We start from the raw sequence: 23,921 nt of genomic DNA on the forward strand, positions 1-23,921 counted from the left end.
CGACGACGATCCGCCGAACGCTCGACAGTCCCGAGCGTTCGGCCGGAGGAACCTCGATTCGAAACAGCAGCGGTGACCTTCCATCGACATGTCCGCTGACCGGAGGACGTGATTTCAGCGCGACGCCGACGACCGTGCAGTGGAGGTAGAATTCCGCGAGGGTCCGGGAGGGGATGTATGACGCAGGGCGACGGCACTTTTGACATCGTCCCGTCCGAAGTGGCCGATGCAGGCCGCTACCTGCAATTGACGGCACAAGAACTGATCGACGGAGTCCGGACCCTGGACACCGAGATAAGTGCCCTCCTGCAAGGCTGGACCGGTGTGTCCGCCACCGCCTATCGATCGGGCTGGGAGGAAACCCGTCAAGGCGCGCAGGCCGTTCTGGACGCACTCGCGACGCTTGCCGAACTGATGGGGGTCACCGCCGATACGCACCTGCGACTGGACAGCGATCGGTCCGGACACACCAGTTCACTCGATCTACCGTAGTTCCGGGGGAAACAGTCATGACCGAACCATTTCGGGTCGACCTGACCGAGCTCGATGACATCACCGCTCGCGTGGCCGGATTCGTCGGTTTCCTCGAAGACAGCCTCATCGGCATTCAGCAACGACTCACCGCGGTTCAGGCCGGTTGGAGCGGCGAATCAGCCGACGCAGCGAACGATGCCTTCGCCCGGTGGCTCACCGGGGCTCGAGATGTCGCCGAGGGAATTCACGAGATGCGCGCCGCCGGCAGCGCCGCCCATCAACGCTACACCGAGGCGGTGGCCACGAATCTGGAAATGCTCGGCCGAGGCGGGACACCGCAGTGACAGTGCTCGATGTCGCGCCACAGGTCTATTACGACGCCGCCGTCGCCTGTAATTCCGCTGCCTCCGGTTTGATCACCGCGCTACAGCACAGGATGCAATCCCTCGACGGCACAAGGGGCATGGCGGGAACGGTCGGCGAGGGGAAGATCTGGGCCGAATCCTACGACCAGCAGGCGCGCGAGGTTTGGAAGGTCTCGCTCGATCTCACCATGGCGCTCGACACCTACGCGCAGATCCTCAACCAGGCCGGTTACAACCATGCGCTCGCGGATCACACTCCCGCCGCAGGGCCCGAACCTCAGATGCCGACACTCGCGATGGTATTCGGCTACTCGCCGCTGGAACTGCTGTCGACCATTCCGCCTTCCGCAGGCGGAGACGGGCGAGGTCTGATCGACGACGGTCTCGATCTGGCAGCCAAGGTCGGCATTCCGATTCCCGATGGTGACACCGCCAAGATGTCGCACGCGGCCGATGTCTGGCACACGCTGTCCACCGATGAATTCGTCACCGACGTGGCAGTGGAACTCGAACGCGCCGCAGTGATGTTCGAACAAGTCACCTCGCCCGACGCCAACTTCATCGATGAAGATCTACGCGAGCTGAAGACGGTCGCCGCGGACCTGGCCGGTGCCTATGCGGAAATGGCCCAGTCCTGCCGCGACCAGAAGCTGGCCCACGACAACCTACGGACCGAACTCGAGCGACTGTGCGGTGACCTCGCACAAGAGATCGCCGTAGAAGTCGCTGTCAGTGTCGCACTCTCGGTGCTCGCCTCCTGCGTCAGCTTCGGCGTCGGGGCCGCCGCCGTGGCCGCGCGGACGACGGCCGCTGTGGCCAGGATCATCGAGAAGTTTGCCGACCTCATCAAGATCGCGGTCAAAGCGGCGAAACTCCACACGGCGGTCGCAGCAAAGCGCATCACTACCAAGACCAAAGAGATCGTTCAACGCATCAAGGACCTCGCCACAAAGCTTCTCGAAAAGATGCGAGGCAAAGTTCCGAAGTCTCTCAAGAACGACCTGGACAATGCACAGGTCTGGACGCAACGAACACTGCCGACGAAAGGACCGCCGAACGGCTATCTGGTCAAGAAGGACGCCGACGGAAATATCACGCACTACTCCTATTACGATGAAGACGGCATAGCCACGAAGCGTGTGGACCTGACCGGGAAGCCACACTACGACAAAGCAACCGGGCAAGACATTCCGACGCCACATGTCGTCGAAGTCAAGAAGAACATCAACCCGAAGACCGGAGAAAAATTCGGTCAAACACTGCCGGACAGTGTGCGACCGGCGCTGCCGGAGGAGATTCCCTAGTGGACGGTGACAGCGAAGGCCGAGCCTCGGCGGAGAGCGCGGTCGCGAGGTCGAAAGATGGCGATACGGGGGCACGGGTCGCTTCGGTGCCGGAATTGGCACAGTGGATCGATCAACCCGTGGTTCTGGATCGTTTGACCGAAATGTTGCGCGACCAAAATGTCACGGTGATGGTCGATGCCGCGGAAGCGCTGGCTCGCAGTGGCGGGCCTGCGGGCATTCGCGCGGTTCTGGAGGAGATCGGTCGAAGTGCGGATGACCCCGACGTCGACTACATCATGTACAAGTTGGAGGAATTGGAGGCGTTGGGCGAGGTGCCGGTTCTAGCGGTCGCCAGATCGTTGGACCCCGCCCGGGAATCGGCCGAATTTCGAGCAGGCGCGGACGAGGTCGAGCGTTATATGGGACACCATGATCCGAAAACGTCGTGACGGTGGTGAACTTGTCGGCGCGGACTGACAACCGCGTCATCCGCCGGCTTCTCTGACCCTGCAGCGACGACGCCCCCGGCCGATTCGGTCGGGGGCGTCGGTTGTCTCGGGGGTCAGTCGAAGGGGCCGATGCCGGTGAGGGGGTTGCCGCCGTGCAGGTACCAGTAGGCGCCGATGGCGGCGGCAACGGCCAGCAGCAGGACGACGAAGGAACCGTAGGAGGGGCGGGTGGCCCATTTGCGGTTGCGGTCCAGCGACCAGCGCCCCGGTCCGGTGAGGATGATCACCGCCGCCGTGCCGGCGAGGATGCTCTCGAGTTCGACGCCGTTGGGCACGCTGCCCCGGTACTGGAAGCCGGGGACCATGCCCTGCTTCCACATCCACGCGTCCAGGATCACGGCGAGCACCGCGCCCGCCGCCAACGGCGTGATCAGGCCGAGGGCCAGCAGCGCGCCGCCGCCGACCTCGCCGATGGTCACCAGGATCGCGCACAGCGTCGCGTGGTCCCAGCCGCCGCCGGCCATCATGTCGCGGGTGCCGTCCAGGCCCGGGCCGTTGAACCAGCCGGTCAGCTTCTGCAAGCCGTGATAGACGAAGGTGCCGCCGACGATCAGGCGCAGCAGGAACAGGCCGAAATCCAAGGTGCCGCGCGGCGGAGCGAGCGCGGGGCGACGGCGCAGACCGCGACTGGGCTCGCCCGGCTGATTCGCCGCGGGCGGAATGCTGGCGTAGGAGTAAGCACCGCCGGCCCCGGCAGCCCCCGCGGCCGCTGCGGGCGCGGCGACCGGTTCGGTCGGCGCTCCGGCGTTCTCGGCGACCGTCGGCACCTCCGGGTCGAGGCCGAGTTCGTCATCGGTGCGCGGAACCGCCCCCTGCTCGCCTTTGGACAGACCGACGCGCGGTAGCTGACCGGTCGGCGAATCGTAGGGACTGCCGACGTTGTTGCGGCCGGTCGTCACCGACTCCTGCTCGCCCGGCGACGGCGCGTCGGGCCCCGATGTGTCCTTCGGCTTGTCACTCACGGGCATACCCTATGCCGCGGCGGCGGGTCGCACAGGCCACACGCGGCGGCGTGTCCGTAGCGGTCACCCCCGACACCCGACCCGGGAGCGGCGCGGGCGACGGTATTTCCGTAACGTCTGAGCCATGAGTGTGGTTGTCGTGGGTCGCGTCGCGATGTGTCTGGCGCTCGGCGCGGTGTTGTTGACCGGATGCGCCCGGTTCGACGATTCGGCGGCGAGTCCGTTCACGCCGGAGCCGACGTTCGATCCCGCCGCGCCCAAACGACCGCAGACCACCCCGCCGTCCACCACCCGTCCGAGCGGTCCGTGCATCGACCCCGATCCGGCGGTCGTGGCGACCTGTCTGGACCCCACCGCGGGCATCATCGCCTTCGGCGACGGCGCGCTGGTCGCCGAACGCCGCACCGGGCGCATCCTGAAGGTCGTCTCCCCGGAGACCCCGCCGGTGGAGGTCGCCAAGATCGAGGTCGACGGGTCCGGCGACGGCGGACTCAGCGATATCGCGCTGTCCCCGCACTTCGGCGAGGACGGCCTCATGTACGCCTACATCACCACCGCGAGCGACAACCGCGTGGTGCGCATCGCCGACGGCGGCTCCCCCAAACCCATCCTCACCGGAATCCCCAAAGGCGCCACCGGGAATCACGGCGCGCTGGAATGGGCCGGACCGGACCGCTTGATGGTGCTCACCGGCGACGCGGGCGATCCCGGACTGGCCGCCGCGCCGTCCTCCCTCGCGGGCAAACTGTTGCGCGTGGACGCCCCCGCGCCCGGGGCCACCCCGCAGGTCGCCGCCTCCGGCATCGGCACCGCGGGCGACCTGTGCCACGACGGCGGGGACAATCTGTGGTTCACCGACCGCACCGCCATCGAGGACCGTCTGCAACGCCTCGACGCCCAAGGCGTCGTCTCCGTCGGCTGGACCTGGCCCGACCGGCCCGGCGTGGCGGGTTGCGCGGCCGCGCTGGACGGCGTCGCCGTCGCCCTCACCGACGGCAAGGCCCTGTCCCTGGCCACCCTCGACCCGAACACCCACACCGTCACCACCGCCCCCAGCCTGCTGGCCCAGGACAAGTACGGCCGCCTCTCCGGCGCCACCGTGGGCCCCGACGGCAGCTTCTGGGTCGGCACCGTCAACAAAGCCGACGGCTCCCAACCCGGCCCCAACGACGACCGCGTCGTCCGCATCCCCCTCCCCCAAGCCGGAGGCGGCGGCGGCCCCGACTAGCCCCTCCCCCGGCGGACCCCCAAGCCCGCCGGGGAGCTCATCGGAGAGCGACGTGCTCCCGGATCAGCGCCGCCGACCGTGCGGGCGGATGCCCGAGCACGTCGCGTCGGATCTGCCCGCGATCGAGCACTCCGAGCACGCGGCGCAGTGCGCGAACCGTGTCACCCCGCGCGCCCCGCAATGGTTGTTCGCCCAGTTCCCAGCGGAGCAGTCCGTCGCGGTGGGCATGCACGATCTCGAACAGGCCGGCCAGGTCGACGAGATCCTTGTCCGCGCCGCGTGATTGCCAGGCGAGCGCTTTGAGGACGACCGCCGCTTCCACATCGGGGATCCGCACATCGATTGGCAGGCGATCACCGCTGGTCAGACGTACATGACCAACAACCCGCAACGGTGGAGCCGCCAACGCCAACCGGAGACCGGGCGCGGGATCGAAACCCCGACCACCGATCTGGTCGGTCCCACGCCGCGCGCTGTCCGGAACCAGGATGTCGACCGCCAGCCTGCCCACGGGATGGTCACGTACGTAGCGGTTCCCGCTCTCGTCCGTGTAATCGCGGCCGCGCAGCCGATCGTGGAAGTAGCGGCTCGCCGCGATCTCGGTGCTGACTCCCGCATCCGCGTCGGCGGTGCCGCGCAAGCGCGTGCCCGGCGTGGGATAGACGTGGATCAGCAACTGCACCATGTGGCCGCCGATGATGCGCCATTCGTCGCTGACGATGTCCGCCGCCGCGGCAGCGACATCGGCCAAGGCCAGGAACCCCAGATCGGCGGCGTTCGTCGTGGAGACCATGTCCGCGATCGCGATCTGCTTCACGATCGGCCCGCCCGAGCCGCGTCGATGTATCGGCGCAGCCGGTCACCGGCTTCCACCGCCGTGGGGTCGGTGCTGGTGTTGTACAGATCCCAGAGGACCGTCGCGGGGTCCGCGAGCAGCCGGGCCCGGTCCGGCTTCGCCGAATGCGCAGCGACCGCGCGAATCGTCGGATCCTCGGGGACGACCACGGTCATCGTCGCTTCCATCGCATCGGACGGGGAGAAGCCCGCGTCGGTGAAATCGATCAATTCGTCCAGGTAGAACCGCACGGTGGTCGGCAACATCCACGGAGCGTAGGCGTCGGCGGCCAGCTCTCCGGTCAGAATCGATCCGGCGGTCAATTCGTTCAACAGGGCACGCGCCGAGAGCAATTGGTCGGCGGGAGATCCGAGGCCGTACCAATGGCCTTGGAGTCCGCGCGGCCCCGGATAGGACCGCAACCACTCGTCGAGGAGTTCGGCGTCGCCGATCCAGCCGGCGTCCGTGCGGATCACATGGTCCAGCGATCGGAGTATGCGGGAGATCGCCTGTTGGGTCGCGCCGACGCGGTCGGCGATCTCGCGCTGCGTCAGTGGCCGGTCCGTGATGGCGAGTACCCGCTGCACGGCGAATCGGTACCAGGAGACGGGTCGGTCACGCCCCACCGCTCTCGGTGCCTCGCCGTACTCGTTCAAGAGCACCGTTCCCCCTATCACCACCGTTTCCGTGGCGACCGATACGAGATCGAACGCACCGCGCGCCGCATCGGCGATCACCGCGTCGGTTGCCTCGGGGGCGGCGAAAAGCACTGTGACCGAGGAAGAATTCGTTCGCATGGCACGTCGCACCGTAGCGGAGCCGAGTCGACCGTGCGAGTAGATTTTCGCGCGGACGGGACGCGGTCGACCGCCCTCGGTGACCAACACCAGATCCGGCAGACCACCGGTCGCTCGGACTCCGGCCCGTTGCAGCAAACGGAGCAGATCACGGTGCACATCCATGGTCACGCCCGGCTCCTAGCGCATGCAATCCGACATGTCAAACAACCGACTGCGCCCGACTATGACTTCGGTTGTTTGACATCACCTTACTGCATGCAGTAGTGCAACTGCGCGATGTCGGACGCTCACCGATCGCGAGTGCCCGACATCGAAGGGGTCAGGAGCAGGCGGCGAGGACGAGTTCGCGGACTCGGGCGGCGTCGGCTTGGCCGCGGGTGGCCTTCATGACGTCGCCGACGATCTTGCCCGCGGCCTGGACTTTGCCGGAGCGGATCTTGTCGGCGATGTCGGGGTTGGCGGCGAGGGCCTTCTCGACCTCGGCTTGCAGGGCGCCTTCGTCGCTGACCATGCCGAGCCCCTTGGACTCGACGATGGCGGCCGGGTCGCCTTCACCGGCCAGGACGAAGTCGACGACCTGCTTGGCGACCTTGTTGTTGACCGTCTTGGCTTCGACCAGGCCGATGACCGCGGCGACCTGGGCGGGGGTGATGGGCAGGTCCTCGAGGGCGACCTCGTGTTCCTTGGCCTTCTCGGTGAGGTAGGCGACCCACCAGGAACGCGCCTCGTTGGCGGGGGCGCCCGCGTCGACGGTGGCGATGATCAGATCGAGCGCGCCCGCGTTGACCAGGTCGCGCATGACCTCGTCGGACAGGCCCCAGTCGGACTGGATGCGGGCGCGGCGCAACCACGGGTACTCGGGGATGGTGCCGCGCAGGCTCTCGACCAGGTCGGTCGAGGGCGCGACGGGTTCGAGGTCGGGTTCCGGGAAGTAGCGGTAGTCCTCGGCGGTCTCCTTGCGGCGGCCGGGCGAGGTGGAGCCGTCGGCTTCGTGGAAGTGCCTGGTCTCCTGCACGATGCTGCCGCCCGCGGCCAGGATCGCGCCCTGCCTGCGCATCTCGTAGCGCACCGCGACCTCGACGCTGCGCAGCGAGTTCACGTTCTTGGTCTCGGTGCGGGTGCCGAATTCGCTCGCGCCGATGGGCATCAGCGAGACGTTGGCGTCGCAGCGCAGCGACCCCTGTTCCATCTTCACGTCCGACACCTCGAGCGAGCGGAGGACCTCGCGCAGCGCCGTCACGTAGGCGCGGGCCACCTCGGGCGCGCGCTCGCCCGCGCCGGTGATGGGCCGGGTGACGATCTCGATGAGCGGCACGCCCGCGCGGTTGTAGTCCAGCAGCGAGTGGCTCGCGCCGTGGATGCGCCCGGTGGCGCCGCCGACGTGCAGCGACTTGCCGGTGTCCTCCTCCATGTGCGCGCGTTCGATCTGCACGCGGAACACGCTGCCGTCGTCCAGGATCACGTCGAGGTGGCCGTCGGTGGCGATCGGCTCGTCGTACTGGCTGATCTGGTAGTTCTTCGGCTGGTCCGGGTAGAAGTAGTTCTTGCGGGCGAAACGCCCCCACGGGGTGATCGAGCAGTTGAGCGCCAGCCCGATCCGGATCGCCGATTCCACGGCCTTCTCGTTGACCACCGGCAGCGACCCGGGCAGACCGAGGCAGACCGGGCACACCTGGGTGTTGGGCTGGGCGCCGAATTCGGTCGGGCAACCGCAGAACATCTTCGTCGCGGTGGACAGCTCGACGTGGACCTCCATGCCGAGCACCGGTTCGTACCGGGCGATGACATCGGTGTAGTCCATCAACTCGACCGTGGGTGCGCTCATGGCCCCAGTCTAGGTAAGCGCCGGTCGGCGACCGCGCCGACCTCCCGGCCCGCGACGTCCGGTCAGGCCGGCGGGAATCGGCGCGTCAGCCACTCGGTCACGTAGGTCAGCACCTCCGGAGAGACGGTGGTCTCGATGGTGGCGTATTCGGTGAGTTTCCCGGTGACCGTCGGCTGCATCAAGTGGTTGAGCCCCGGGAAGGTGTGCACGGTGGCGTCGGGGTTGCCCGCCAGCAGTTCCCGCATGGGCGGTTCGTTCTGGGCGGGCAGCACCTGGAGGTCCTTCTCGCCGAAGAAGGCCAGCGTGGGGACTCGCAGCGCCGCGAGCGAGGCGGTGGGGTCGTGGCGGATCAACGACGCGAAGTAGGTGGTGATCTGGGCGTCGACCTGGTCGTCGGGCACCCGCTGGCCTTCGGGGGCCTTGGCGTTGGCCTGCTTCAGGAACGCTTTGGCCCCTTCGAGGTCGTTCGCGTCGAGCAGTCGGATCATCTCGGTGTTGGCGGCGATCTCGGCGTCGATCGCCTCGGGGGTCGCGCCGTTGGCGGCCAGGATCACCCGCGTCTGTTCGAGCAGGACCGCCGAACCGCGCACCGACGGCCCCGCCATCAGGACCGTGAACGCCACACCGCTGTCGGGGGTGTTCGCGACGAGGGGCGCGATGAAGCCGCCTTCGCTGTGTCCGAGCAGGCCGACCCGCGCCGGATCGATGTCGGGACGTTCCCGCAGGAATTGCACGCCCTGCACCGCGTCGGCGGTCAGGGTCGGGTAGTCGGCGTCGGCCAGTTTCCCGCCCGTGCCGCCGATGCCCCGGTCGTCGGTGCGCAGCACCGCGTAGCCCGCGCGGGTCAGGGTGTCGGCCAGCAGCAGGAAGGGCTTGTGCCCGAACAGTTCCTCGTCGCGGTTCTGTTCGCCGCTGCCGGTGATCAACAGCACCGCCGGGAACGGGCCGTCACCCTGCGGACGGGTCAGGGTGCCCGCGACGGTGATGTCACCGCTGCGGTAGGTGACGTCCTCGGCGCGGTAGGGAAACGGCGGTTTCGGTTCCTGCGGGCGCGCCGGGCCCGCCGACTTGCCGCGCTCCAGCACGAGGGGGAACGACTGACCGGCCTGGGTGAAATCGCCGGTGATGCGGTCGGATTCGTAGCGACCGCGGAAGGTCGGATCGCCGGGGATGTCCGGGAGGACGAATTCGACGCCCGAACGATCCGAGCGCACGTCGCGCAACGGCAGCGCCGAGATCCCCTGCGCGGGAATGTCGATGGTGGCCTCGTCACCGCCGGCGAAGGTGACACCGATGGACAGGGGCTGACCCGGCACCTGGATCTCGCCGTGCCAATCCCCGGTCGTCGGTTCGGGAGGGTCGGCCTCCGAGGAACACGCCGCCACCAACGAGGCGACGACGAGCCACACTGCCAACACGATCAGCCGCCCGGTACGCATGCCGCCACGGTACCCATCGGCGGGACGCGCGCGGATCAGCCTGGAGTCGCGACCCGTCTACGCCGCGGGGACGACCCGCTAGGTCAGCTGCCCGTGACCGATCACGTCCTCGGCCCTGGCGTAGCGGACCGAGGCTTCGATCGCGCCCATGTCCAGGCGCAGCGACGGGTCACGGCGGGCGGCGTCGGCGAATTCGTCCATGACGTCGTCCACGCTGGTGCGCCGCGCCAGCGCGATCAGTTCACGACGGATGTACTGCCCCAACCCCAGGCCCGCCGCCACCGCGCGACTTCCGTACCGGTCGACGACCTCCTCCGGCAGGTCGTAGATCTCGACCAGGCCCGCTGCCTCGGCGTCCCACGCGCAGCCGCAATGGCGGCCCTGGGCGCGCAGGAATTCGACCACGGCGTCGTCGGGCACGCGCACGCGCGCCCTGGCGAGGAGTTCCACCCGCAGGTATTCGGTCACCGACAGGCCCGCGATCCGGGCACGCCTGCGCAGCACATCGGCCGAACCCGCGGGCAGTTCCTCGATTTCGATGAATGCCATGGCGGACACTGTAAACCCGTCGGGTCAGCCGAAGAACGCTTTCGCCTCGTCGTAGCGCGATTCCGGTACCCGTTTGAGTTGTTTGGTGGCCTCGGACAACGCGACGAGCTCGATCGTGGTGCCGTGCAAGGCCACCATCTGGCCGAACCGTCCGGCGTGCACGGCCTCGGCGGCGTGGAAACCGAAGCGGGTGGCCAACACCCGGTCGTAAGGGGTGGGGCTGCCGCCGCGCTGCACGTGCCCGAGCACGGTGGTGCGCACCTCTTTGCCGATGCGGCGCTCGATCTCCGAACCCAACTGCTGGGCGACGCCGGTGAACCGCTCGTGCCCGAATTCGTCGATCCCGCCCTCGCGCAGGGTGAACCCGGAATCCGGTGCGGGATGGGAACCTTCGGCGACCACGCAGATGAAATGCTTGTCGCCGCGCTGGAATCGGCGCTTGATCATCGTGCACACCTCGTCGACGTCGAAGGGCTCCTCGGGAACCAACGTCAGGTGCGCGCCCGCGGCCATGCCCGCGTTCACCGCGATCCAGCCCGCGTGCCTGCCCATGACCTCGACCAGCATGACGCGCTGGTGGGATTCGGCGGTGGTGTGCAACCGGTCGATGGCTTCGCTGGCGATGCTCAGCGCGGTGTCGTGGCCGAAGGTGACGTCGGTGCAGTCGATGTCGTTGTCGATGGTCTTGGGGACACCGACCACCGGCACCCCTTCGTCGGAGAGCCAACTGGCCGCGGTCAGCGTGCCCTCACCGCCGATCGGGATCAGCGCGTCGATGCCGTTGTCGTCCAGGGTCCGCTTGATCCGCGGCAGACCGTTGCGCAGCACGTCGGGATTGGTGCGCGCGGTGCCGAGGATGGTGCCGCCCTTGGTGAGCAGGCGGTCGGTGCGGTCGTCGTTGTGGATCTGGATCTTGCGGTCCTCCAACAGACCGCGCCACCCGTCCTCGAATCCGACGATCGCGTCACCGTAGCGCCCGTTCGCGGTGCGAACGACAGCGCGGATGACCGCGTTCAGTCCTGGACAGTCTCCGCCTCCGGTCAAGACTCCGATGCGCATGGCGCTATCTTGCCCCGCCGAGCCCGCGCCCGGCTCCGCGCCCCCGTGAACGTTGGGTAACCAGTGTGTCGGCCCCGCGCACACCTGCGCCGTTCCCGATCCGCGACCGTTTCCCGCGAACGTCAGTAGAGGTAGACGACCGCGTTCTCGCCGCCCGTGCACGTCACGTAGTCCATGCCGGTCACGCACAGCAGCGTGTACTCGCGATCGTTGATCGGGCTGATCGCGCCGACTTCGCGTTCCTCGCCGGTCTCGCCGTCGCCGCCTTCGGCGTAGGCGGTGCGGACCGCCTCCGCGAACGGACAACTGGTCACTTTGGAGCCGACCGCCGACGCCCGGTAGCGGCCGAGGATCGGTTCGGTCTGGGTGCAGGTGCGCGTGCCCTCCGGAAGCGCGATCCCGGTGTCGACGGGCTGGGTGGCGGGGGTACTCGACTCGTCGCGCATGCGCAGCGTGAGCACGGTGACGACCATGGCCAGGATCAGGATCACCAGGACCCAGGCGAGGCGATTGGCCCAGGCGGCGCGGTTGCCGCCGCGCCGAACGGGACGCGCGCCGGCCAGCGCCGAACGTTCCAGGGTGACGGCGGTCTGGTCGTGACGGTAGACGGGCGCGTCGAGGCCGGCGGGGACGGCCGCGCCCGGACGGACGATCCTGGCCTGCGCCTGCCGCCGCGGTGGCTGTGGGTGGGCACGGCCCGGATAGCCGCCGTCGCCGGCCGCGAACGCGGTGGTCCCCGGTGCGTGCGCGGCGTCGTGGCCGAAACCGGTGTTGCCCTGCACCGCGGTCGAACCGCCCTGCGCGAAGGGCGGGGTGCGATCGACCTTCGTCGTCTCGGGGGCCGCGCCCGGGTCCGCCCGGCGGGATCGGCCAGGGCTTGCAGGTCGACGGTGGCGGCGGCGCCGGGCGGAGGCGGCGGCGAACCGTCACCGACCGCGTCGAGGTCGACGGTGGGCGCGCTCGCCGACGGCGCGTCCTCGGGGTGCCCGTGCGCGTCGAGGCGGCGGGCGGGACGCCCCTGCGGACGTCCGGGTCCGGGCGTGCCCGTACCGACCAGGCGAGGGTTGGACTCCGCCGCCCGGCTCGGACGAGGGGCGTCGCCGCCCAGGTCGACGGTGGGTGGGGACGGCGGACTGCCTGCCCTGGGATCGCGCGGGGCGGGTCGGGGCGTGCCGCGTGCCTGCGCGCCGGCGAAACGCGTGGTCGACGCGTCGCCGGTGTGGGTGGCGCGCCGGGGCGCGGGGTCCAGGGACGGGAACGCGACGGTGGTGGGCGCGGTGGGGCCGTGGGCGGGCGCGGTCAGCGCGGCGCGGGCGGCGGCGGCCAGCGCGCCCGCGGTCTGGAAGCGGTCGGCCGGGTCCTTGGCCATGCCGCGGGTGACCACGGCGTCCAAGGCGACGGGCAGGCCGGGCTGTTCGGCGCTGGGGCGGGGCGGCGGCGTGGTCAGGTGCGCGCGGATCAGCACGCTCATCGCCGTGGCGGGGAACGGTTGCGCGCCGGTGAGGCATTCGTAGAGCACGCAGGTCAGCGAGTACACGTCGGCGGTGCCCGCGATGGGGGCGCTGTCCAGGCGTTCGGGGGCGATGTAGTTGTAGGAGCCGATCGCCGCGCCGGTCTCGGTGAGGTTCGGGTCGCCGACCGTGCGGGCGATGCCGAAATCGGCGAGGTAGGCGAAATCCGAGGGGGTGACCAGGATGTTGGCGGGTTTGACGTCGCGGTGCACCAACCCTTCGGCGTGCGCGGCGTCGAGGGCGGCGGCCACCTGCTCGATGATCCCGACCGCGCGCACCGGACTCAGCGGGCCCTTGCCGCGCAGCACCGACCGCAGGTCGCTGCCGCGCACGAAACGCATGTCGATGTAGAGCACGCCGTCGATCTCGCCCCAGTCGTGGATCGGGATGACGTGCGGTTCGGCCAGGCGGGCGGTGGCCCGCGACTCGTGCCGGAACCGCTGCTGGAAGGTCGGGTCGGCGGCCAACTCCGCGGGCAGCAGTTTCAACGCGACGACCCGGCCCTTGACCGTGTCGAGGGCCTCGTACACCTCGCCCATTCCGCCCCGGCCGAGCAGTGAGCGCAGTTCGTAGGGGCCGAACCGACCGCCCACGCGCGACTCCGCGTCCTCCACCCCGTTTACCTCCACCTCGCGGACGTGACCGTCCGGACCGCACGCCGTCTCCCGGAACCTCACCTACATTGTTCGCCGGCGCGGCGCTCGGCGTTCTCTCACCGAGCGCACGTGCCCGCGGACAATTCGTCGAGATGGTCCGACACCAGCGACGCCATCCGGTCCAGAGCCTTCATACCATCGGCGAACGCGCCCGAATCCGGCTGCGCCGCAAAGGCGACGGCGATCCTGCCGGACGGGGTGACGATCAGGCCGAATTGGCGGACCAGGTATTTGCCCGCGGCGTCGGGGCCCCAGCCGCCCTTGAACTCCGCGCCGGTGAACGCGCCGAGCCCCCAGCGGTGGGCGGGCACGATCTGCTCCATGAGGTCGACCACCTTCTGACTCTGGGGCAGACAAGGCAGCCGCGAGGCGAAGCGGACCTGTTCGGCCAGCGACCATTCGGCCTGCCCGAACGCCGAATGGTCGGGTCTGGCGCGGGCGGCGGGCACGGTGGTCTCCTCGTCGCCCGCCTCGCGCAGGATCTCCTCGACCGAGGCGGCGGCGCTCTGCGGCGACCCGAGCGCCTCCCACAGCACCTCGGCGGCGGTGTTGTCGGATTCGGTGATCGCGGCCGAGGCGGCGTACCCGCCGTAGGAGGAGTCGGCGCGGATCGCGGCGATCGTCAACGGGACTTTCATCGTCGACCAGGCCGGTCCGGTGGTCCAGTTGCCGAACATCGCGGGACGGTCGCCGCCGACCGGCATCACCGCCATTCCGAAGCGGCCCTTCAGACCGGCCTGGAGTTCCTGGAATCCGGCGGCGAGCGTGCCGGGCAGGGTCATCGACAACTGCGGTTCGCTGACGGCGGCGGCCTGGGTGATCGTGGTCTCGTCGGTCGAATCCGGCCCGGAGGCGTCGGTGCCGCACGAAGTGGCGAGCAGGACGGCCAGAACGGAAGCGCGGAGGGCTCGCCGAGGACGGTGGAACGTGATGTGACGCATTACTCTCGGTGGCTCCCCACGGTACCCGGGCTCGTACGGTAGCCAGACACCGTACACGGACCCTGCTTCGACACGCGGCCGAGCGTAGCCGCCCGGAACGGCGCGTCGAGGTCGGGTTCCACCCGTTTCTGCTTCATCGGCGGTCTCAGTAGATGTAGACCACCGCGTTCTCGCCGCCGGAGCAGGTGACCACCTGCTGCTCGACCGCGCAGTTCATCGTGTAACTGCGTCCCGTCACCGGACTCACCGCGACGACCGAGCGGGGCGGACGGTTGGCGGCCGTCGAGGCGGCGTCGGCGTAGGCCTTGCGGACCGCCTCGGCGAACGGGCAACTGGTCACCTCGCTGCCTGCGGCGGCCTGCCCGAACGTGCCGGGCGAGAGCCGACCCGTGGCGCAGGGTTTCGCGCCCGCGGGCAGTGCCGTGGTGGTCGCGGCGGCACTGGTGCCGCGCGGCGCGGAAGTCGTCGCCGGGCCCGGCGCGGCCGCCTGCGGACTCGCGGTGGTGACCGGGCCTGCCTGCTCCTCGATCTGCTGGTTGTCCGCGCCGGGGCGCAGCATCGTCCATCCGACCACCCCGCCGACCGCGACGACGACGATCACCAGCACCGCGACGAGGATCGGGCCGACCACCGAGCGCCGCTTCTCCGGCGGGGCCTCGCCGTAGGCACCCTGCTCGTCGTAGCCGTAGTCGGCCTGCGGGCCCGAGCTGTCGTAGCCGCGGCCCGGGTCCGGTCGATAGTCCGAATACGCCTGCGCGCCGCCGTATTCGGCGTCGCCGTAACCGGGTTCGCCATAACCCGGTTCGCCATAACCCGGTTCGCCGTAGCCGCCCGGATGCTGCCCTTCGGGGTAGCGGCCGTCACGGTACGGATCGTCGGGGTGGGCACCCCGGCCCGCCGCGTACGCGCCGTCGGAATATGCCCGGTCCGCGTAGCCCTGCTCGGAGTACGCCCGGTTTCCCTGCTCGGCGTACGCCTGATTCGCGTACGCCCGGTCGGAATACGCCTGCTGCGCGTACCCCTGCTCCGAGTAGTCGGGGTCGGCGTAACCGGCGGCGGGTTGCGCGGATTGGTCGTAGCGCTGGGTCTCGGCCGCGTACGCCTGCGCGTCGTAGTCCGACACGCGGGCCGCGTAGGCGTCCAGCGGCGCGGCGACCGGTTCGAAGCGCTGGGTCAGCAACGCCGGATCGACTTCCGGGTCGGGATAGCGGCGCGTGGGCGGCGCCTGCTGGGGAACCACCGGTGCGGGCGGTTCCGGTTCGGTGTAGCCGCCGACATCCGGATACCCGCCCTCGGCGTAGCCGGCCTCCGCGTAACCGGCGCTCTCGTCGCGACCAGCGCTCTCCGGATAACCGGCCGACTCGGCATAACCGGGACTCTCGGCACGGCCGGCGGCCTCGGCATACCCCGCATAGCCGGCCGACTCGGGTCGACCGGTCGCCTCGGAATACCCGCCTCGGTAGTCCGGGGTGGGCGGCGCGACCTCGGCGAACGGCGTACTCGACGGTGCGGGGTAGGGCCCCGACAGGCTCGGGGACGCCTCGTAGCGCTGTGTCGCGGGCGCGGGTTGGGCGGCGTCGGGCAGTCGCTGGTCCTCCGCGTAGAGGTGGGCGTCGGGGAAGGGACGCACCGGAACCGACGGGGCCACGGGGATCTTGGGCGCGGCGGTGGGCAGCGGACTGAACTGGATCTCGGTGGGGTGCACCGCGGTGGCCGCCGTGGGGCGGATGATCGAGATCTCGCCGGTCGACTCCGGTGGGATCAGCGAACTCGCCGGGGCCTGTTCGCCGCCGTGCCCGAAACGCGACGGGTCGGGGGTGCGCACGACGAAGGTCGGCGTGGCGGGCGCGGACAGCGCCGCGCGTGCGGCGCGGGCCAGTTCGGCGGCGCTGCCGTACCGCTCGGCGGGCGCCTTGGCCATGCCCTTGGCGATCACGGCGTCGAGCGCGGGCGGGATGCCCGGCCGCCGCTGACTCGGCCGCGGTGGCGGTTCGTTCAGGTGCGACTGGATCAGCACGTTCATGCTCGCCGCCGGGAACGGCGTGGTGCCCGTGAGGCATTCGTGCAGGACGCAGGTCAGCGAGTAGATGTCCGAGCGCGCGGTGGCCTGCCCGTCGAAGCGTTCGGGGGCCATGTAGATGTAGGAGCCGACCGCCATGCCGACCTGGGTGACCGCGCTGTCGCCCTCGGTGTGGGCGATGCCGAAATCGGCGAGGTAGGCGAAATCGGCGTCGGTGACCAGGACGTTGCCCGGCTTGACGTCGCGGTGCACCAGGCCGTCGGCGTGCGCGGCGTCCAGGGCGGCGGCGATCTGGTCGACGATGCCCATCGACCGGTCGGGGCTCAGCGGCCCCTGGGTGCGCAGGATGGTGCGCAGGTCGACGCCGGGCACCAATCGCATGTCGATGAACAGGACGCCCTCGATCACGCCCCAGTCGTGGATCGGGATGATGTGCGGTTCGGCCAATCGGGCCGCCGCCTGCGATTCCCGCCGGAAACGCACTTGGTACACCGGGTCCTTGGCGAACTGCTCGGGCAGCAGCTTGACCGCGACCACGCGGTCCTTGACGGTGTCGTAGGCCTCGTAGACCTCGCCCATGCCGCCCCTGCCCAGCAGCGAGCGCAGCTCGTAGGGCCCGAACCGGCTACCGACCCTCCATCCAGGTCCGTCCACCCCGTGAAACCTCCGTTTCCCGGGCGGCGGCATCGATCGCGTGCCTACCCGTCAACTGAGGGATTCTCCCGGTGCCACTACCCCGTGGTCAAACGCAAAGACGATCGCGGCCGCGCGGTCCCGCAGGTCCAACTTGCCGAAGATGTGCCCGACATGGCTTTTCACGGTCACCTCGGAGATGCCGAGGCGCGCGGCGATCTCGGTGTTGCTGCGTCCGCGCCCGATCAGTTCCAGGACCTCGTATTCGCGGGCGGTGAGTTCCGACAGTCGCGATCCGCTGTTCGCGGCGACGGGCCGGACGCTGCGGTAGGCGGTGAGCACCCGTCCGGTCACCGAGGGGTCCAGCCACGCACCGCCGTCGGCGACGGTGCGGACCGCGCGGATCAGGTCCTCGGCGGGCGAATCCTTGAGCAGGAAACCGGCCGCGCCCGCGCGCAACGCACCCGACAGCAGTTGGTCGTCGTCGAAAGTGGTGAGTACCAGCACCGGCGGCGCGCCGTCGCGGGAGCGCAGCGCGCGGGTGGCGTCGATGCCGCCGACGCGTTTCATCCGCAGGTCCATCAGGACCACGTCGGGCCGGTTCGCGGCGACGGCGGCGGCCACCTCGTCGCCGTCGGCGCATTCGCTGACCAGGAAACCGTCCCGGCGGCGCAGGATGCGTCGCAGACCACCGCGCACCAGTTCCTGATCATCGACCACGAGCACCGCGACCGCGGCCTCCCCGGACGAGGCCGTCACATACCCTCCCGTATCGGATCCACCATTCGGGTGGGGAACAACCCCACCGGACATCCCGTCCCGCGCGCGCCCGCGATCGGGAATTCCGCGCGCACCGACCACCCGTCGTCGTAGGGGCCCGCCGTGAGCGCACCACCGAGCAGTTCGGCCCGCGTGCGCATCCCGGACAACCCCATCCCCGCCCCGCGTTCCCGATACGGGCCGGACGGCAGGGTATTGCGCACCGTCAACCGCACGGCGTGCGCGTCGATCTCGAGGTGCACGCGCACCGTCGCGTGCGGCGCGTGCTTGACCACGTTCGCCAGCGATTCCTGCCCGATCCGGTACAGCGCGAGCCCGACCGCGGCCGACACCACCGCGGTCTCGCCCTGCTTGCTGCTGCGCACCTCCAAGCCCGCGCGGACGAAATCGGCGATCAGATCGTCCAGGTCGCCGAGGCCCGGTTCGGGGGCTGGGTTGGCGGGACCGCCCGCGTCGAGCAGGCCGATGGTGCGGCGGATGTCGGCCATGGCCTGCCTGCCCAGTCGCTCGGCGTCGACCAGGGCCTCCACCGCGTCGTCGACGTCGCGATCGGTTTGCAGCGCGTGTCTGGCCGCCGTCAGGTGCAGCAGAGTGATGCTCAGCGAGTGCGCGATGACGTCGTGCACCTCGCGCGCGATGCGGCGGCGCTCGTCGTCGGCGGCGCGCGTGGCGCGGATCGCCTGACTCTCGCGTTCCTGGTAGAGGAATCTGCGCTGGTAGCGCAGCATCACACCGACCAGCCAACCCAGCAGGATGCCGACGGTGTACATCGGAATGCCTTGCAGGCGTTCGCCGGACACGCTCCAGCTCAGCCGCCCGGCCACGTCGAAGGCGACCAGTTCGGTGACCGCGAGCGCGGCGAACAGCGCGCTCCAGCGTTTGGGGACGATCGCCGAGACCTCGCCGACGACCACCACCAGCACGAACGGCGCGAAATCGGCCTCGACCGGTTGCAGCAACAACAAGGCGGTCGCGGCGAGTCCGGTGCCGGCGAGCAGGGTCGGACGCGGGGTGATCCCGAGCAGGCAGAACGCGGGCACCGAGGCGAACAGCAGCGCGGTCGCCAGCAGCGGCAGCACGGTCGGGAAGTAGGCGTGCCGCTGCACCAGCGCGCCGCCCACGACCACGATCAACGCCAGGTCCGCGCTGATGATCAGCGAGGGCGGATAGTCGAAGGGCAGGTCGTCGAGGTAGCCGCGCATCACCGCGACCGGACTCCGGGTGAAGGCCACCAGCCGCTCACGCACGGTCCCACGCTGCCGTGGCGGCGTCGCGGCCGTGGGGATGGCGTGGGTCACATCCATGTCACCAGGCTAGACCGCCCGGTTCGGTGTCACATCGTGCCGGGAGCGGGGCCCGCCTCCGACCGGGGTAGGACACCGATTCGCGTCTTCGGCACGACGACAGCGCGGCGGCGCGACCGTAGCGTCGAGAGCGTTCCGCAAACACCGTCGCGACACCGCGGCGAGGGCGGACACACCGGCTGCGGACACACAGGAGGGCTGTCCTATGTCCTGGGAAGATCAGCACACCCGATCCGAGATCCTACGAACCGTACTCGCGCGGGCCGCGGTCGATCCCGCGCGTGCGGACCTGTTCACCGGCCTGCCCGAGCTCGACCGACTCTTCGGCGGCGTCACCGGCCTGTTGGCGGCGCTGCGGCACCGCTGGAACAACCATCTGGCCGCGAAACTGGACCAGGCCATGACCGCGGGCCAGACCAGTATCGACGCCTACCTCGAACTCTGCGCCGAACAGCCCGCCCTGCGCGCGCTGCTCGACGCCCATCGCGACCGTCCGGTCACCGCGCCCGCGACCGCGCGCTGACCGGACCCCGGAAAACTGAAGGGGGACACACGATGTCAGAAACGTCGGAACCCATGCTGGAACTGTCGGGCATCACCAGGCGCTACCGGATCGGCGAGCAGAGCGTACGCGCGCTCGACGGGATCGACCTGCGGATCGGCAGCGGTGAATTCACCGCCGTCATCGGGCCGTCCGGATCGGGCAAGAGCACACTGCTGCACCTGCTCGGCGCGCTCGACAGCCCCGACTCCGGCTCGATCCGGTTCCGCGGCACCGAGATCGGCGCGCTCGACGAACACCGCCAATCCGAATTCCGCAGACAGCACGTCGGATTCGTCTTCCAGTTCTTCAACCTGCTGCCGACCCTGACCGCCTGGGAGAACGTCGCGGTGCCGAAACTGCTGGACGGGACGGGATTGCGCAAGGCCGAACCCCGCGCGCGGGAACTGCTGGCCCGCGTCGGACTCGGCGACCGCGCCGAGCACCGACCGGCGGAACTGTCGGGCGGGCAGATGCAGCGCGTCGCGGTGGCGCGCGCCCTGGTGATGGCGCCGCCGCTGATCCTGGCCGACGAACCCACCGGCAACCTCGACACCGCCACCGGGGCCTCGATCCTCGCGCTGCTCGGCGAGATCGCGGGCGAAGGCAGTTCGGTGGTCATGGTCACCCACGACATGTCCGCCGTCGAATACTGCGACCGCGTGATCACCCTGCGCGACGGTCGCATCGGCTCCGACGACCGTGTCGCGCGCGCCGCCGCGGAGGTGCCCGCGTGATCCGCGCCGCCTGGGATCGGTTGCGGCTGTTCACCGTCGGCGAACTGTTGGCCCACCGGGGCCGGACGCTGCTGTCGCTGTGCGTGATGGCGGTGTCGGCGGCGCTGCTGGTCGCGGTGCTGAGCATCTCCGGATCGGTCACCGGTTCGGTGGACAAGCTCGCCCAGGGTCTGGGCGGCCGAGCGCAATTGGAGATCACCGGCGTCACCGACGCGGGCTTCGAGCAGACGCTGCTGCCGCGCGTGGCCGCGACGCCGGGCGTCGAGCGGGCGGTGCCGATGCTGCGCGCCCAGGTCGGCGCGCAGGACGAGCGCACCCTGTTGATCGGGGCGGACGCCAGTATGGCGGCGCTGGGCAGCGAACTGGCCGCGCCGATGTCCGCCGCGACCGCGAAACTGCTCGCCGTGCCCGGCGGCGTCCTGGTCGGCGCGGCGACCGGCCACGCCGAAGGCGAACGTTTCGCCCTCGGCTCCGGCACGGTCACCGTGGCGGCGGTCCTGGACGCCGACACCAGCGCGCGACTCAACGGCGGTCATCTGGTGGCCGCCCCGCTGCCGCTGGCGCAGGCGCTGACCGACCGGGTCGGCCGCCTCGACTCCATCCAGATCGTCCCGGCCGCGGGCGTCGACCTCGACACGCTGCGCGCGGACCTGACCGCCGCCGTCGACGGACGCGCGGTGGTCGCCGACCCGAGTCTGCGCACCGCCCAGGCCAGTGGCGCGATCCAGATCGTGCGGTACTCGACGCTGATGTCGGCGGCCGCGGCGCTGGTGGTGTCGGGCTTCCTGATCTACAACGCCATGAGCATGGCCGTGGCGCAACGCCGTCCGACGCTGTCGATGCTGCGCGCGATCGGCGGGCGACGCGGCCCCATGGTGCGCGACCTGCTCGCCGAGGCCGCGCTGCTCGGCCTGCTCGGCAGTGCGCTGGGCGCGGCGCTGGGCACCGTCATGGGCCGCTTCGCCATCGACACCCTGCCCGCCGCGATCATGCAGTCGGTCGAGGCGCGCACCGAATACCTGGTGCCCTGGTACGCGATTCCGGTCGCGGTCACCGCCTGCGTGACGGCCAGTGTGGCGGCCTCCGCCATCGCCGCGCGGCAGGTCTACAAGGTCGAACCGATCGAAGCGCTGGCCCCCGTCGGCGTCGGCGGCGGGGACACCGGCGGACCGCTGCTGCGCTGGGCTGCCGTCGCGCTCGGACTCGCCCTGCTCGGTGCGGCGATCGGCGTCGCCACCACCGACCTCGGACGGGTGTCGCTGGCCGCGATCTCGCTGTCGTTCACCGCCGCCGTGGTGCTGTGCTTCGCCGCCACCGGGCCGATCACCCGCGCCGCCGCCGTCGTCGCGCGCCTGTTCGGCCCGCCCGGCGCGCTCGGCGCGACCAGCCTGGAACGCGCGCCGCGCCGCGTCTGGGCGACCGCGATGACCGTCCTGATCGGCGTCGCCGCCACCGTCGCGGTGGGCGGGGCCTCGCGCAACATGGTCGACTCGGCCTCGGCGACCTTCGAAGGCTTGGCCAGGACCGACGTCTACGTCAGCCCGGCCGCCATGGACCAGTTCCCCACCGGGCCGCTGCTGCCCGCCGGACTCGCCGACCGCATCGCGGCGCTGCCCGGCGTCACGTCGGTGAACCCCGGACAGATGGCCTTCGCCACCCTTGGCACCGGCCGGGTCATGTTGCAAGGCTTCGTGGGCGGACGCGGGGACGCGATCACCGACGTCGTCGACCCCGCCGTCCTCCCCCGCCTGGTCGACGGAACCGGCGTCATCGTCTCCCGCGACATCGCCCGGGCGCTCGATCTGGACACCGGGTCGCGGGTCGCGCTGCCGACGCCCACCGGCGTGCGCGAAGTCGAAGTGGTGCAGGTGATCCCGTATTTCAGCGCGATCGCGGGCGTCGTCGTGATGGACCTCGACCACCTGCGCGACTGGTATCAGCGGCCCGGCGAGACCGTGCTCGGCATCGACCTCGCGCCCGAGGCGAACCCGGCCGCCGTCCTGCGCGAGATCGAAGCCGCCGTCCCCGCCGGAACACACGTCACCACCGGACGCGACGCGGTCACCGCCACCGGTTCCGGCATGCGGCAAGGCACGGCGCTGAGCACCTCGATCCTGTGGATCGTGGTCGTCGTCGCCACCGTCGCGCTGCTCAACACGCTCATGCTGTCGGTGCTCGAACGCCGCCGCGAACTCGGCGTGCTGCGGGCCATGGGCACCGACCGGCGCTTCCTGCTGCGCTCGGTACTCGCCGAAGCCGCGGGCATCGGCCTCGTCGGCGCCGCGCTCGGACTGGCCGTCGGCGCCGCCGTGCAATACCTGGCGACCCTCGCGATGAGCCACGCCATGACCATCGACATCGACTACCGCCCCGGCTGGTCGATCCTCGGCTATGGCGCCGCCGCCCTCACCCTGGCGCTGCTCGGCTCGATCCCGCCCGCCCTGCGCGCCGCCCGGCTGCCGATCATCGCCGCGCTCGCCGTCGACTGAGCCGGCCCGCTCAGACCGGAGCCCGCGTCCACCAGTCGAAGACCTCGACATCGGCCGCGGGCTTCCCGGCCTCCGGATCACGCGACCTGCCGTGATGACTCACCGTCACCAGATATTCGGCGTGGTCGGCGTCACCGAAGGACACCACCATGTGCGCGGTCGCGAACAACCGCCGCGACGGACCCGACGGGTCCTCCACCATCCACGCGTGCCGCGTATAGGCGATCCCGCTCTTCATCCCCACCCCGTCGACCTCCGAAGGCACCTCGGCCACCGCGGCCGCCGCCTCCAGCGGACTGGCGTAACCGAGCACGACATAGGACAGGTGATCGGCGTCCTCCGCCGCGCGCACGCACTCCCACGCGATCGTCCACTCGGTCGACCGCAGCGCCGCCGTCGGCCGGAACCCGTCGGCCGGACTGTGCGCGGTGCACGCGGCCTTCTGATACCCCACACCCCGCACCCCCGGCCCCTGCGGCAACAGCCACGGAAACGCGCTCTTGCTCGCGGCCAACGCATCCGGCGCGCCCGTCGGCGATACCGAACGCGGACCCGAAGTCCCCGCCTCCTCCTCGACCGGCCCCGCCGCCTCCGGCGTCGCCGCCGACCCGTCCGCGACGTCGTCCTCCCCCACCGCCACCACGAACACCCCCACCGCGGCCACCACCAACGCCACCAACCCCAAGGCGATCAACACCAACGAGCCACATCCCCTGTTGCGCCGCAACGGATTCGGCGCACCCTGCTGGTTCGGCCGGGCGTAGGCGGGGTCGTAGCCGGGCGGTGCCGGACGAGACCCCGGAGCCGCGCCGGGACCGGTCGATTCGGGCGACCCGCCGGCCGCTGCTCCTCCGGGCGACCCGCCACCCGACACATCTACGTACGGTCCGCCGGCCGAGGCCGCGACGAAACTTCCGCCACCCGATGTCTCGACGGATCGCTCACCACCGGATTTCGCTTCGGACGCCCTTTCCCTCG

General features: G+C 70.3%; 22 protein-coding genes. 8 read left to right on the top strand and 14 right to left on the bottom strand.

The features are described from left to right. Positions 1-177 precede the first annotated feature (177 nt). The 4 genes from ON30_RS19425 to ON30_RS19440 are packed head-to-tail and all read left to right on the top strand — an operon-like array spanning position 178 to position 2,574. Positions 178-492, top strand: coding sequence for a WXG100 family type VII secretion target (locus tag ON30_RS19425; RefSeq protein ID WP_083911527.1), 315 nt, complete (start codon positions 178-180; stop codon positions 490-492). 17 nt (positions 493-509) lie between these two features. Continuing rightward, positions 510-818, top strand: coding sequence for a WXG100 family type VII secretion target (locus ON30_RS19430; protein WP_040708929.1), 309 nt, complete (start codon positions 510-512; stop codon positions 816-818). After that, positions 815-2,143 carry a polymorphic toxin type 24 domain-containing protein gene (locus tag ON30_RS36220; RefSeq protein ID WP_157183777.1) on the top strand — a complete coding sequence of 443 codons (1,329 nt, stop codon included), beginning with the start codon at positions 815-817 and terminating at the stop codon, positions 2,141-2,143. Before ON30_RS19430 ends, ON30_RS36220 begins: the two co-directional genes overlap by 4 nt. Further along, positions 2,143-2,574, top strand: coding sequence for a hypothetical protein (locus ON30_RS19440; protein WP_157183778.1), 432 nt, complete (start codon positions 2,143-2,145; stop codon positions 2,572-2,574). The genes ON30_RS36220 and ON30_RS19440 overlap by 1 nt, the downstream gene beginning before the upstream one ends. A 113-nt stretch (positions 2,575-2,687) precedes the next feature. On the opposite strand, the gene ON30_RS19445 is transcribed toward ON30_RS19440, so the two are convergent. Further along, on the bottom strand, positions 2,688-3,596 hold the full coding sequence (locus tag ON30_RS19445; RefSeq protein ID WP_051029623.1) for a DoxX family protein: 909 nt from the start codon (positions 3,594-3,596) through the stop codon (positions 2,688-2,690). Between the two features lie 124 nt (positions 3,597-3,720). Here ON30_RS19445 and ON30_RS19450 point away from each other — a divergent pair, with 124 nt between their 5' ends. Then, a complete protein-coding gene (locus tag ON30_RS19450) occupies positions 3,721-4,824 on the top strand; it encodes a PQQ-dependent sugar dehydrogenase (RefSeq protein WP_040708931.1) in 1,104 nt (367 codons plus the stop codon). A 37-nt stretch (positions 4,825-4,861) separates the two neighbouring features. Here the strand turns inward: ON30_RS19450 and ON30_RS19455 are convergent, their stop codons facing one another. The 12 genes from ON30_RS19455 to ON30_RS19515 all read right to left on the bottom strand — a co-directional run bounded on the left by ON30_RS19455 (position 4,862) and on the right by ON30_RS19515 (position 19,176). Next, the gene (locus ON30_RS19455) at positions 4,862-5,641 is read right to left on the bottom strand and encodes a hypothetical protein (protein WP_051029540.1); all 780 of its coding nucleotides are present in this window, start codon (positions 5,639-5,641) and stop codon (positions 4,862-4,864) included. Beyond that, complete coding sequence (locus ON30_RS36225; RefSeq protein WP_157183779.1) at positions 5,638-6,321, bottom strand: helix-turn-helix domain-containing protein; 684 nt, start codon at positions 6,319-6,321, stop codon at positions 5,638-5,640. Before ON30_RS36225 ends, ON30_RS19455 begins: the two co-directional genes overlap by 4 nt. Before the next feature lie 457 nt (positions 6,322-6,778). After that, a complete protein-coding gene (gene gatB / locus ON30_RS19465) occupies positions 6,779-8,284 on the bottom strand; it encodes an Asp-tRNA(Asn)/Glu-tRNA(Gln) amidotransferase subunit GatB (protein ID WP_040708934.1) in 1,506 nt (501 codons plus the stop codon). 62 nt (positions 8,285-8,346) lie between these two features. Next, a complete protein-coding gene (locus ON30_RS19470; RefSeq protein ID WP_040708935.1) occupies positions 8,347-9,723 on the bottom strand; it encodes an alpha/beta hydrolase family protein in 1,377 nt (458 codons plus the stop codon). A gap of 78 nt (positions 9,724-9,801) precedes the next feature. Then, complete coding sequence (locus ON30_RS19475) at positions 9,802-10,272, bottom strand: hypothetical protein (RefSeq protein ID WP_040708936.1); 471 nt, start codon at positions 10,270-10,272, stop codon at positions 9,802-9,804. Positions 10,273-10,296: 24 nt separating this feature from the next. After that, on the bottom strand, positions 10,297-11,331 hold the full coding sequence (locus ON30_RS19480; protein WP_040708937.1) for an ATP-dependent 6-phosphofructokinase: 1,035 nt from the start codon (positions 11,329-11,331) through the stop codon (positions 10,297-10,299). A gap of 122 nt (positions 11,332-11,453) precedes the next feature. Next, on the bottom strand, positions 11,454-11,822 hold the full coding sequence (locus tag ON30_RS19485) for a hypothetical protein (RefSeq protein ID WP_051029542.1): 369 nt from the start codon (positions 11,820-11,822) through the stop codon (positions 11,454-11,456). Then, the gene (locus tag ON30_RS36230; protein ID WP_051029543.1) at positions 11,819-13,456 is read right to left on the bottom strand and encodes a serine/threonine-protein kinase; all 1,638 of its coding nucleotides are present in this window, start codon (positions 13,454-13,456) and stop codon (positions 11,819-11,821) included. The genes ON30_RS19485 and ON30_RS36230 overlap by 4 nt, the downstream gene beginning before the upstream one ends. A gap of 98 nt (positions 13,457-13,554) precedes the next feature. Continuing rightward, a complete protein-coding gene (locus ON30_RS19495) occupies positions 13,555-14,439 on the bottom strand; it encodes a serine hydrolase (RefSeq protein WP_040708938.1) in 885 nt (294 codons plus the stop codon). Between the two features lie 145 nt (positions 14,440-14,584). Then, a complete protein-coding gene (locus tag ON30_RS42300) occupies positions 14,585-17,113 on the bottom strand; it encodes a protein kinase domain-containing protein (RefSeq protein ID WP_051029544.1) in 2,529 nt (842 codons plus the stop codon). A 51-nt stretch (positions 17,114-17,164) separates the two neighbouring features. Beyond that, the gene (locus tag ON30_RS19510; RefSeq protein ID WP_040709237.1) at positions 17,165-17,818 is read right to left on the bottom strand and encodes a response regulator transcription factor; all 654 of its coding nucleotides are present in this window, start codon (positions 17,816-17,818) and stop codon (positions 17,165-17,167) included. A gap of 29 nt (positions 17,819-17,847) precedes the next feature. After that, positions 17,848-19,176 carry a sensor histidine kinase gene (locus ON30_RS19515; RefSeq protein ID WP_040708939.1) on the bottom strand — a complete coding sequence of 443 codons (1,329 nt, stop codon included), beginning with the start codon at positions 19,174-19,176 and terminating at the stop codon, positions 17,848-17,850. Between the two features lie 205 nt (positions 19,177-19,381). Between ON30_RS19515 and ON30_RS19520 the strand changes: the two genes are divergently transcribed. Genes ON30_RS19520 through ON30_RS19530 form a run of 3 tightly spaced genes read left to right on the top strand, consistent with a single transcriptional unit; the run spans position 19,382 to position 22,943 of the window. Next, positions 19,382-19,699, top strand: a complete 318-nt coding sequence (locus ON30_RS19520) for a hypothetical protein (protein ID WP_040708940.1) — start codon at positions 19,382-19,384, stop codon at positions 19,697-19,699. Between the two features lie 32 nt (positions 19,700-19,731). Then, positions 19,732-20,454 carry an ABC transporter ATP-binding protein gene (locus ON30_RS19525; RefSeq protein WP_245554121.1) on the top strand — a complete coding sequence of 241 codons (723 nt, stop codon included), beginning with the start codon at positions 19,732-19,734 and terminating at the stop codon, positions 20,452-20,454. After that, positions 20,451-22,943, top strand: a complete 2,493-nt coding sequence (locus ON30_RS19530; protein WP_040708942.1) for an ABC transporter permease — start codon at positions 20,451-20,453, stop codon at positions 22,941-22,943. Before ON30_RS19525 ends, ON30_RS19530 begins: the two co-directional genes overlap by 4 nt. Positions 22,944-22,953: 10 nt before the next feature. On the opposite strand, the gene ON30_RS40145 is transcribed toward ON30_RS19530, so the two are convergent. Continuing rightward, positions 22,954-23,643, bottom strand: a complete 690-nt coding sequence (locus tag ON30_RS40145) for a hypothetical protein (RefSeq protein ID WP_169334927.1) — start codon at positions 23,641-23,643, stop codon at positions 22,954-22,956. Between the last annotated feature and the right edge of the window lie 278 nt (positions 23,644-23,921).

It is taken from the genome of Nocardia takedensis NBRC 100417, assembly GCF_000308695.1.
Lineage (GTDB): Bacteria > Actinomycetota > Actinomycetes > Mycobacteriales > Mycobacteriaceae > Nocardia > Nocardia takedensis.

What these genes read in the sequence shown, in the direction of transcription:
- ON30_RS19425 (WP_083911527.1), top strand. Translation starts at nt 178, where the DNA reads ATGACGCAGGGCGACGGCACTTTTGACATCGTCCCGTCCGAAGTGGCC.
- gatB (WP_040708934.1), bottom strand. Translation starts at nt 8,284, where the DNA reads ATGAGCGCACCCACGGTCGAGTTGATGGACTACACCGATGTCATCGCC.
- ON30_RS19525 (WP_245554121.1), top strand. Translation starts at nt 19,732, where the DNA reads ATGTCAGAAACGTCGGAACCCATGCTGGAACTGTCGGGCATCACCAGG.
- ON30_RS19480 (WP_040708937.1), bottom strand. Translation starts at nt 11,331, where the DNA reads ATGCGCATCGGAGTCTTGACCGGAGGCGGAGACTGTCCAGGACTGAAC.
- ON30_RS19430 (WP_040708929.1), top strand. Translation starts at nt 510, where the DNA reads ATGACCGAACCATTTCGGGTCGACCTGACCGAGCTCGATGACATCACC.
- ON30_RS19495 (WP_040708938.1), bottom strand. Translation starts at nt 14,439, where the DNA reads ATGCGTCACATCACGTTCCACCGTCCTCGGCGAGCCCTCCGCGCTTCC.
- ON30_RS19515 (WP_040708939.1), bottom strand. Translation starts at nt 19,176, where the DNA reads ATGGATGTGACCCACGCCATCCCCACGGCCGCGACGCCGCCACGGCAG.
- ON30_RS19520 (WP_040708940.1), top strand. Translation starts at nt 19,382, where the DNA reads ATGTCCTGGGAAGATCAGCACACCCGATCCGAGATCCTACGAACCGTA.
- ON30_RS19475 (WP_040708936.1), bottom strand. Translation starts at nt 10,272, where the DNA reads ATGGCATTCATCGAAATCGAGGAACTGCCCGCGGGTTCGGCCGATGTG.
- ON30_RS19450 (WP_040708931.1), top strand. Translation starts at nt 3,721, where the DNA reads ATGAGTGTGGTTGTCGTGGGTCGCGTCGCGATGTGTCTGGCGCTCGGC.
- ON30_RS19470 (WP_040708935.1), bottom strand. Translation starts at nt 9,723, where the DNA reads ATGCGTACCGGGCGGCTGATCGTGTTGGCAGTGTGGCTCGTCGTCGCC.